We start from the raw sequence: 9,869 nt of genomic DNA on the forward strand, positions 1-9,869 counted from the left end.
AGTTTTCCCGAAAACAGATAAGTCGGCTGATGATAGGTTATTTTTCAAAGAACACTTTCCTAATCTCTTGCCAAAGAGATGTTTACGATGCAACCTTTACGGGCGCACAAAGGTATTTTATGTAATCCGCCATATTCGCCGATGCAATCGCTTTCCACGCTTCTTCAATTAATATTAATTTCCTGATACCCTTTAATTTACGCATCTTGTTTATAAAAACTTCCATAATAATAATGGTCGTAATCGGGAATAGGATTTTGTGGTCTTTGATATTATCCAACTCAAAGACAATGAAGCGTTTATGTAGTAAATCAAGCTCTTTGTCGGAGTTCAGCAGGTAGTCGTATTCGCCCCCTTTGTAGTAAGGTTCTAACACATTCAGGAAGTTATCTATATCAAAATCCTTTTCCCGGACGTTCTTTTCTTGCAGGTGCGCCCGGTAGTCATTCCTCACATACTCGTAGAACGTATTGAAGCAGGGAGTAACGGAACTGTCTTTGGTAATCAGTCCGATATAGGAACTAACAGCGTTCGACAAAGCCACTTCTTCCGCCCGTGTGGGTGCTTCATCGTCCCTTTTCCACAGGGTCAGGATAAGTGTTTTGATACTCTCTTTTTTCTCAATATCAAATACCCCATCTTCCACATAGAAAGGATTGAACGCTATCGGGTTTTCAGTGGTGTAGGTAAAATATATCCCATCTTCCCCGTGCGTTTTCCGGTTTATCATTTCACACAGCCCCAAATAACTGTTTCCGGTATCGACTAATAGCACGTGCGCATTTTGTTCGTAATACTGGCGCACCATGTGATTGGTGAAGAATGACTTGCCGCTACCACTCGGCCCAAGTATAAACTTGTTGCGATTGGTAATAATACCCCGCTTCATGGGTAAATCTGAAATATCAATGTGCAACGGCTTTCCCGTGACCCTATCCACCATCTTGATACCAAAGGGAGAAAGCGAACTTTTGTAGTTCGTTTCTTCGGTGAACAAGCAAAGAGCCTGTTCTATAAAGGTATAGAAACTTTCTTCCGCTGGAAAGTCCGCCTGATTGCCGGGTATGCCCGCCCAAAACAGGGTCGGCGTGTCGGTGGTGTTGTGGCGTGGCTTGCACTCCATAAGTGCGAGCTGTGACCCCACATCATTTTTAATGTGTTTGAGTTCGTCCCGGTCGTCACTCCACGCCATGATATTGCAATGGCATCGCACGGAGATAAGCCTCTGCGAATGGGCTTCATTCAAATATTCCTCTATCCACGACTTGTTTATCTGATTGGCACGGCTGTATTTGGAAAGGGAGTGCATATTGCGAGCCATTTTTTCAAACTGTTTCAGGTTCTCCGTATGGTCGTCAATGAAGATATACTGGTTATAGATATGGTTGCAGGAGAGCAACACGCCCACCGGAGAAGCAAAAGATAACCTGCAATCGCTCCGGTCGGTGGATAGCTTTTCATAGCGGGTATCTGTTCCCACCTTGCCCGGCATATCTTCCGCATCCGAAAGGGTATGCAGGCAAAGGATATTGTCGCCAATCTTCATTTCGTCAGCACCCAGTGAAATATCTTTCAGTGTGGTGGTATCGGTCTGTGAGAGTGAAAAGTATTTTTCCACGATACCTGCCGTTTCCCTTGTTCCGGTGATTTCGTCCGAGTTCAGGCGTGTAAGGGTGATGAAACCGCTATCGTTCATAATGCTTTCAAACTGTCCCACCGCTTCAAGAAACTTTGTGACCGTCTCCCTGTCCTTTATCTCTTTGGGTACAAGGAAGCCCCGGCAGAGAGTGGAGAAATTGCTTTGCATCCGGCTGCGTTCCTTTGTCGTTTTCGTTAGGAACAAATAGCAGGTATGGTTTAAGAACGGTCTTTCATTGAAATGGCGTTCAAAGGAACGGGAAAGGAAACTCAAATCATCCTTTTGGATGTCGGGCGTATAGTTTTCTTTGATGAACCAGTCCTGTTTATGTACGATGCTGTAATCGGGCAGCACCTTTACCGCCTTGTTCCAAGCGGAATGTATCGCTTCGTATTCGGCTGCCGTGACGGTGAACAGTTCGGGCAGTTCCACCCGGAACGCCACCGTTATGTCAGCATCTTTGGAAACGATGCACCCGTTTTCCACCGTGAACAGTGGAAACTTGTTTTCCAGCGTGGTAGCTTTTAATATATTTCTCATTTCGATGCTTGTTTTAAATGGAATAATCGGGATATGGCTTTGCGGTTGATGATATGGAAAGGGTGGCTTTTGCGTGCGGACAATTTCATTAACCCGTGCGTCCCGTACTTTTCGTTTAACCGGAATGTGAGCCATACAAGCAGCGTTGCCGAAGTAACGCCGAAGATGATGCACACCCACTGGTTAATGCCTACCATATACATGATGATGAAAAGCACGAACAGGGCTAACAGCCCGCCCGCAAAAATGAAAAGATATTGACTTTTCAACCCCCGAAACTCAACTGGCTTGCCTATTCCCCTGTTAATCGGATAGTCTGCCATAGCCCATTTCTTTTAGAGGAAGAATGAACGTAGGATGGTGGCAGCGACAATCAGGAAGATACACGCACCGAACCACGAAGCCGCCGTTTTACTGGTGTCAGGGTCGCCCGAAGAAAATTTTCCATACACTTTCACGCCGCCAATCAAGCCGACCACCGCACCGATAGCGTAAATTAATTTTGTCGCCGGGTCGAAATAACTGGTTACCATGTTGGTAGCTTCTGTAATACCCGCCATGCCGTTACCCTGTGCAAAAGCGGAGGATGCAGCCCAAAGAACGACTGCCGAAAAGAGAACTTTCTTTTTCATTATAAATACTTGATTTTTTAATTGCCGGACGATTGGATAGTCCGCCCGGCAGAATGAATAATAATTGAAAATTTTGTGGTTGTGGGGAGTTTTCCCCGTGTTCGGAAAGGTTTGCTTTTTAACCGTAATCTCTTTGCTTCATCATCTTATTATTTAAAGTTTATCACTAAAGAAAATCGTTCATATTAAAGTCTGCCATTTCATTACTTCCGGCAGCCGGGACGATGGCGGGCACGGGTATCTCATGTTTCTGTAAAAGTTCTGCCACCCGTGACCTGCCCCCGTTAATCTGTTCCACCAGCGAGTGAAACAGGTTTGTTTCCGTCCGGCAGATGGTCTGCACCGCTTGCCGTTCTTCCGTGTCGGACGCTTGTTTTATCTGAATGACCTGAACCATTTGCCCCAGTTCCCCCAGCGTGATGCCCTGTGCCATTTCAGGCTCACCGTCCCCCATGTAACAGGCGATTTCTTCCGCTTCGATTTCATCCGGCGAAACGTCCGTTTCTTGCACGTCTTCCGTTCCAAATTCCATTTCAAATTCGGTTTCAATCGCTTGCGGAGCAGGCGTTTCTATCACCGTTTCATCGCTTTGCGGGACAAATATAGAAGCATTATCAACCCCTTTTGAAAGGTGTCCTAAGATGTCCCCGTTTGTCCTCATTTGTCCCATCCGGTAACGGCTTGCACCTACAAGACAATCACCGTTTCCCACTTTTTCGGTCGGTTTGTTCTCCGGCTGCTCCGGTTCTCTTTTCCCGCCCGTGAACCATGTTCCCAAGCTATCCCGGTATCGCCATAAGAGGATGGCGTAATACAGGAGTGTTCCGATAATAAACCACTTCAACATATCAGAACGGCTTTTCAAATTTGCTTTCGTACAGTTCGTTTATCTCGTTCTGAAACTGGTCGAAATGCCGGAGCAGGATATTTTCTACATAGCTGCTCACGGTTGCTTTGCGTCCGCCGATAACGGTTACTATCTTCATTAGCTTTTCATGGGTGGTACGGCTGACGTATAACGGCTGGCGGTCGGTCAAGTCCACCCGCATGAAATAGGTTTCCCGGTAATCGCCCGGAGTGTTCTTTTTCCGGCGGGCAGGTTCTTTCACCGCCTTTTCTTCCTTTGGTTCTGCCTTGATTTCCGGTTTATCTGCCGTTTCCACTGTACCCGTTTTATCGTCCGGTTTATCCGGTGTTTCTATTTCCGTTTTCACCGTCACTGTTGGCGTTTCCTGTTTCTTCACGGGTAAGCCCTGTGAAATAATCTCTTTCATAAAATCCTCGTCAATTTGCGGTTTCCCGCCGCTTTGCTTTGCCATATCGTTACAGTTTTATAAGGTATGCGATTTCGGTTATCAGTTCTTCCATGTTGCTGCCCTTTACCAGCCGTTTGTCTGCGGGGAACAGCGTAGAACGGAACACGGTTTTACGCTGTGCGTCCAGTTCCTTTTTAAACCTTTTGGTGTCCGGGATAAATACGTTCATAAGGGGCAGTTCCAGTTCCCCGATGGTCTGCTCATACAGGGTGTAGAGGTCTGTTTTTTCCCGTCCATCTACCATGTTCCAAAACAGGTGCAGCCCTTTCAGTCGGCACGCTTCATTCTTTACCAGTAGTTTATGGATAGCCACCGCAAAGGAAAGGCTACTTTCCAATACCACCCGGTCGGCGGCTATGGGAGTGAAAATATAATCCACTCCTGAAAGGGAGTTGATAACACCCTCACTGTTCACCGTTCCGGGCAGGTCGAAAAAGACCACATCATAATCTGACCCGGCAGACGCAAGAAATTCATCCGCCGTTTTTATCGCTTCATCCGGCGAACTGCACAGCACCGGGTACGCTTTCTTTCCCAGTGTCTTGAACTGGTGAAAGGCAAGCTGTTTGTAATAATCATCCCCGTTCACTTGTTCGGCATCCCGTTTGCGCATGGCACTGATACTGTGTTGCGGGTAGTCGCAATCCACGACCGCCACATTATACCCTTTCAGGTAATACAGGTAACTTGCCACCAAGACAGTGAACGTTGTTTTGCCGACCCCGCCCTTTTGGGTGGAGAAAGCCACATACAAGGTTTCTTTCTTCATTGTAATACTGAATTATAGTGATACATCTTTATTGTTTTCCATCCATTCAGATGAACGGATGGTTTTCTTTCGTTCCATATTGCCAGCAGGAAAGCAGGGCTGATTTCTGTTTTTTTGCAAAGACAGATTGTTTTCTTTCCTGCTTCTTTGTTTTCATTCATTCCACAAAGGCAGCTTGCTTTCTTTGCAGACAGTTTACTTTCCCGATTGAATGACTGTTTTCTTTCAATCATTCCATCCGGTTTGCTTTCCTGCTTTCTTGAAAGATTGCAATCTTGAAATCTTGTTTTCAAGTTTTCAAATCCGCTTTCTTTCCGTCTGCATTTCGCTGCATATTTCCATCCGTCCATATTGCTTTCTTTCTTAAATCCGGGACAAATAAACGTAGAAAAACAGCCCCTTTTGAAAGGTGTCCTCAAATGTCCCCGTTTGTCCTTATTTGTCCTATAACCCACTATTTCACAGCATCTTTAATACCTGTTACTTTGCAACCGAAAGGTATCGGTCAGGCTAACCAAGCCCCCGCCGCCGGGAGCGTTCCAATATCCGCTAACTCCAATCCGTCCGTAGGCGGATTTTTATTTGCACTGGCAAATAGCAAGGTGTGTTCAAAGCTGCTTGAAATTCTTTCAGCAGCTTTGAACGCCTTGCCCGGACGAAGCCGGGATAGGGTCACTCCGAAGTCGTAACCCTTTAAAAAAAAAGAAGCATGAAACAAAAAAATGAAAATGCGCCCCGTCCGGGTGGCGCAGGACGCAAGCCCAAAGCAGACCCGGCAGTGTTCCGGTACTCTATCAGCTTCAATGCGATAGACCACGCCCGCTTTTTGGCGTTGTTCGACCAGTCGGGTATGCGCACGAAAGCACACTTTATCACTGCACGCATCTTCGGCGAACCGTTCAAAGTGATAAAAATCGACAAGGCGGCGGTCGAATATTATACCCGGCTGACCGCTTTATATTCCCAATACAGGGGTATCGCCGTGAATTACAATCAGGTGGTAAAGGCTCTCAATACCAATTTTTCAGAAAAGAAAGCACTCGCATTTCTCTATAAACTGGAAAAGGCAACGATGGAACTTGCCGACCTGAATCGCCAAATTATTGAACTGACCCGTGAGTTTGAAACAAGATGGTTGCAAAGATAAGTGTAGGCAGTTCCCTGTTTGGTGCGCTCGCTTACAACCAAAACAAGGTGGATGAACAGCAGGGAAAGGTACTTTTAAGTAACCGTATGTTTGAGAGCGAGGACGGAAATTTCAGCATCCGGCGGTGTATGGAATGTTTCGATATGCACCTGCCCGCAGACCTGAAAACGGAAAAGCCGATTATCCATATCTCCCTGAACCCGCACCCGGACGATGTGCTTTCCGATAGCCAGCTTGCGGATATTGCCAAAGAGTATATGGATAAGCTGGGGTACGGCAATCAGCCGTATATGGTTTACAAGCACGAAGATATTGCAAGACACCATATACATATCGTTTCCATCCGTGTAGATGATACGGGTAAAAAGATAAACGACAAGTTCGAGCATATCCGCAGCAAGCAAATCACCCGTGAACTGGAACAGAAGTACGGGCTGCATCCGGCAGAAAAAAAACAGGCAGCCGAACGCCCGGAGCTTAAAAAGGTGGACTACCGGGCAGGGGACGTAAAGCACCAGTTATCCAATACGGTGAAAGCCCTTGCCGGAGCTTACCGTTTCCAAAGTTTCACCGAGTACAAAGCGTTGCTATCTATATATAATGTACAGGCGGAAGAAGTGAAAGGAGAAGTGAACGGCAAACCTTATAACGGCATTGTCTATTCGGCTACCAATGACAAAGGAGAAAAGCAGGGAAACCCGTTCAAATCTTCTTCTTTGGGAAAATCGGTAGGTTACGAAGCCATCCAAAGGCACATCAAGAAATCCGCAAAGGACATTCAGGACAAGAACCTGAAAGAGCGTACCCGCCGGACGGTTGGTACAGTGATGAAATCTGCCCGCAATCGGGAACAGTTTATTACGGACTTGAAAGGGAAAGGCATAGATGTATTGTTCCGGCAAAACGATACGGGCAGGATATACGGTGTAACATTCATCGACCATGAAAGCCGTACCGTCCTGAACGGGTCACGGTTGGGAAAGGACTTTTCCGCCAATGTGTTCAACGACCTGTTTACTGGCTCCCGTACTCTTGCTACGGGAAACAGCAAAGCGGAAATGCAGGAACATACGCAAGGGTATAACCCGACCGGGCATCTTTCAGAGGGGACGGGTAAAGCTGTTGCCGGACTGTTCGGCTTGTTATCCGGCGGGAATGATACACCGCCCGATAACAGCCAAGTTCCACAACCTAAAAAGAAAAAGAAGAAGAAACAAAAACGTATTTAGTAATCCTAAAAATTCAATTATGCAGAACGAAGATGATTTAAGAGGACTGGCAAAAGTCATGGACTTTATGCGGGCAATCAGTATTTTATTTGTAGTGATAAACATTTACTGGTTTTGTTACCAGTCGTTCCGGGAGTGGGGTATCAATATCGGGGTAGTCGATAAAATCCTGCTGAACTTCCAGCGTACCGCCGGGCTGTTTTCCAATATCCTGTACACCAAACTTTTTTCGGTGGTATTCCTTGCCCTTTCCTGTTTGGGTACAAAAGGAGTGAAAGAGGAAAAAATCACATGGAACAAAATTTATGTATTCCTGACAATAGGTTTTATCCTGTTTTTCCTAAACTGGTGGCTGTTGGTTATGCCGTTGCCACTGGCAGCAAACACGGCATTGTATATCTTTACCATGACAGCCGGGTATCTTTCCCTGTTGGCTGCCGGAGTATGGATTTCCCGCCTGTTGAAAAATAACCTGATGGATGACGTGTTTAATACCGAGAATGAAAGTTTTGCACAGGAAACACGCTTGATAGAAAACGAGTATTCCATCAACCTGCCGACCCGGTTCTACTACAAAAAGAAATGGAATGACGGATGGATAAACGTTGTAAACCCGTTCAGGGCAAGCATGGTTTTAGGCACACCCGGTTCGGGAAAATCGTATGCGATAGTCAATAATTACATAAAACAGCAAATCGAAAAAGGCTTTGCTGTTTATATTTATGACTACAAATTTCCTGACCTTTCGGAGATAGCTTACAATCACTTAATCAGCCATTTAGACGGGTATAAGGTGAAGCCTAAATTCTACATGATTAACTTTGACGACCCACGTAAAAGCCACCGATGCAACCCGATAAATCCGGCGTTTATGACGGACATATCAGACGCATACGAAGCCAGTTATACAATCATGTTAAATTTGAACCGCAGTTGGATAACCAAGCAGGGAGATTTCTTTGTGGAAAGCCCGATTATCCTGCTCGCTTCTATAATATGGTTTTTGAAAATCTATCAGGGTGGCAAGTATTGTACATTCCCGCACGCCATTGAATTTCTGAACAAGAAATATGCCGATACGTTCACAATTTTAACCAGTTACCCCGAACTGGAAAACTACCTTTCACCGTTCATGGACGCATGGGAATCGAATGCGCAAGACCAGTTGCAGGGGCAGCTTGCAAGTGCTAAAATCCCGCTTTCAAGGATGATTTCACCCGCCCTATATTGGGTAATGACAGGTGATGATTTTTCACTGGATATAAACAACCCGAAAGAACCTAAGATATTGGTAGTAGGCAACAATCCCGACCGCCAAAATATCTATTCCTGTGCTTTGGGACTGTATAATTCCCGTATCGTGAAACTGATAAACAAGAAGCACCAACTCAAAAGTTCCGTGATAATTGACGAGTTGCCGACAGTATATCTTCGGGGACTGGATAACCTGATAGCAACGGCACGAAGCAACAAGGTTGCGGTCTGTTTGGGCTTTCAGGATTTCAGCCAGTTACGCCGGGATTATGGGGACAAGGAAAGCAAAGTAATTGAAAATACAGTGGGTAATATCTTTTCCGGTCAGGTGGTTTCTGAAACGGCAAAAACGCTTTCAGACCGTTTCGGAAAGGTACTGCAAAAACGGCAAAGCATGACTATTAACCGGAATGACAAATCAACCTCTATCAGCACGCAGATGGATAGCCTGATACCACCCAGTAAAATATCCAATCTCACACAGGGTATGTTTGTGGGTGCGGTCAGCGACAATTTCGATGAACGGATAGAGCAGAAAATATTCCATGCTGAAATTGTGGTGGATAACGAGAAAGTGAAGCGGGAAACAGCCAGTTACAAGAAACTGCCCCAAATTATAGATTTTAGGGACGAAAACGGGAACGACCGGATGCAGGAAGAAATACAGGCAAATTACAACCGGGTCAAGCAGGAAGTCCAACAGATTGTCACGGACGAAATGGAACGGATAAAGAACGACCCTGATTTACAACATTTGATTAAAGATGTTGAAGAATAAGCATTTGCCTTTCTTTAAGAATAGTATTATTTGTACTTTTGGAGAAATTATAAATTTACTAATTATGGATGAAAGAAATTATGTTTTATGCCAAGATATAAAAGATAGAATATCTAAAAAGTTTATAGAGAATGGATGGATAACAGTTAGTGATATTGGAATACATTCTGCATTAGTAACAGATGAAAATGTATTAGAAGTATTGGGTAACTATTGTTGGGATTTACCGCGAGGGGATGGAATGCCGGGTGTTTCTGTAAGGTATGTAAATAAAAAGCCTATTGTGAATTATGATAGATTGGGACACAATAAATGTGAACCTTTTGTTTTTTATAGGGATGGTTATGGTACACATCCATCTTATATTGAACTATCCGAAGAATTTAGATTGTATCATAATTTGCATGAAAAATACATTTCAGAAGAAGAAAAGAACTATGTTGTTATGAATAATGGTTCAGAAGAGGTCGTAGCAAAACTATCTAAAATATCATTATACATCAAAGCTAAATATGTAAAGGATTATCTTGCGATAAGAAAAATTAATCTATTAATATTCTTTGAT

The 9,869-nt window shown here is 44.7% G+C and carries 9 protein-coding genes and 2 pseudogenes; 4 read left to right on the plus strand and 7 right to left on the minus strand.

Features of this window, described 5'->3' with window-relative positions; genetic code table 11:
* Nucleotides 1-94 precede the first annotated feature (94 nt).
* The 7 genes and pseudogenes from DW083_RS21400 to DW083_RS21430 all read right to left on the minus strand — a co-directional run.
* Nucleotides 95-2,179 (minus strand): annotated as a pseudogene (locus DW083_RS21400) (TraG family conjugative transposon ATPase); the annotation flags it as partial.
* Nucleotides 2,176-2,502: a DUF4133 domain-containing protein gene (locus DW083_RS21405; RefSeq protein WP_073348153.1), complete on the minus strand. Its 327-nt coding sequence runs from the start codon at nt 2,500-2,502 to the stop codon at nt 2,176-2,178. The pseudogene DW083_RS21400 and the gene DW083_RS21405, both read right to left, overlap by 4 nt.
* Nucleotides 2,503-2,514: 12 nt before the next feature.
* Nucleotides 2,515-2,811: a DUF4134 domain-containing protein gene (locus DW083_RS21410; RefSeq protein ID WP_005800878.1), complete on the minus strand. Its 297-nt coding sequence runs from the start codon at nt 2,809-2,811 to the stop codon at nt 2,515-2,517.
* A gap of 166 nt (nt 2,812-2,977) precedes the next feature.
* On the minus strand, nt 2,978-3,658 hold the full coding sequence (locus tag DW083_RS21415; protein ID WP_005800877.1) for a hypothetical protein: 681 nt from the start codon (nt 3,656-3,658) through the stop codon (nt 2,978-2,980).
* A gap of 1 nt (nt 3,659) precedes the next feature.
* A complete protein-coding gene (locus tag DW083_RS21420) occupies nt 3,660-4,130 on the minus strand; it encodes a DUF3408 domain-containing protein (RefSeq protein ID WP_005800876.1) in 471 nt (156 codons plus the stop codon).
* 4 nt (nt 4,131-4,134) lie between these two features.
* A complete protein-coding gene (locus DW083_RS21425; protein WP_122333777.1) occupies nt 4,135-4,896 on the minus strand; it encodes a ParA family protein in 762 nt (253 codons plus the stop codon).
* On the minus strand, nt 4,893-5,246 hold the full coding sequence (locus DW083_RS21430; protein ID WP_122333778.1) for a hypothetical protein: 354 nt from the start codon (nt 5,244-5,246) through the stop codon (nt 4,893-4,895). The genes DW083_RS21425 and DW083_RS21430 overlap by 4 nt, the downstream gene beginning before the upstream one ends.
* A gap of 359 nt (nt 5,247-5,605) precedes the next feature.
* On the opposite strand from DW083_RS21430, the gene mobA reads away from it, so the two are divergent.
* The 4 genes and pseudogenes from mobA to DW083_RS21455 all read left to right on the plus strand — a co-directional run.
* Entirely contained in the window at nt 5,606-6,043 is a 438-nt protein-coding gene (mobA, locus tag DW083_RS21440; RefSeq protein WP_005926230.1) for a conjugal transfer protein MobA, read from the plus strand.
* Nucleotides 6,028-7,272, plus strand: a complete 1,245-nt coding sequence (gene mobB / locus DW083_RS21445) for a conjugal transfer protein MobB (protein WP_122333780.1) — start codon at nt 6,028-6,030, stop codon at nt 7,270-7,272. Before mobA ends, mobB begins: the two co-directional genes overlap by 16 nt.
* Nucleotides 7,273-7,291: 19 nt before the next feature.
* A complete protein-coding gene (gene mobC, locus DW083_RS21450; RefSeq protein WP_028897903.1) occupies nt 7,292-9,304 on the plus strand; it encodes a conjugal transfer protein MobC in 2,013 nt (670 codons plus the stop codon).
* Between the two features lie 64 nt (nt 9,305-9,368).
* Nucleotides 9,369-9,869: pseudogene (locus DW083_RS21455) on the plus strand (hypothetical protein); the annotation flags it as partial.

Origin of the sequence: Parabacteroides sp. AF48-14, assembly GCF_003477465.1 — a bacterium.
In the GTDB taxonomy this organism is placed as follows: domain Bacteria; phylum Bacteroidota; class Bacteroidia; order Bacteroidales; family Tannerellaceae; genus Parabacteroides; species Parabacteroides acidifaciens.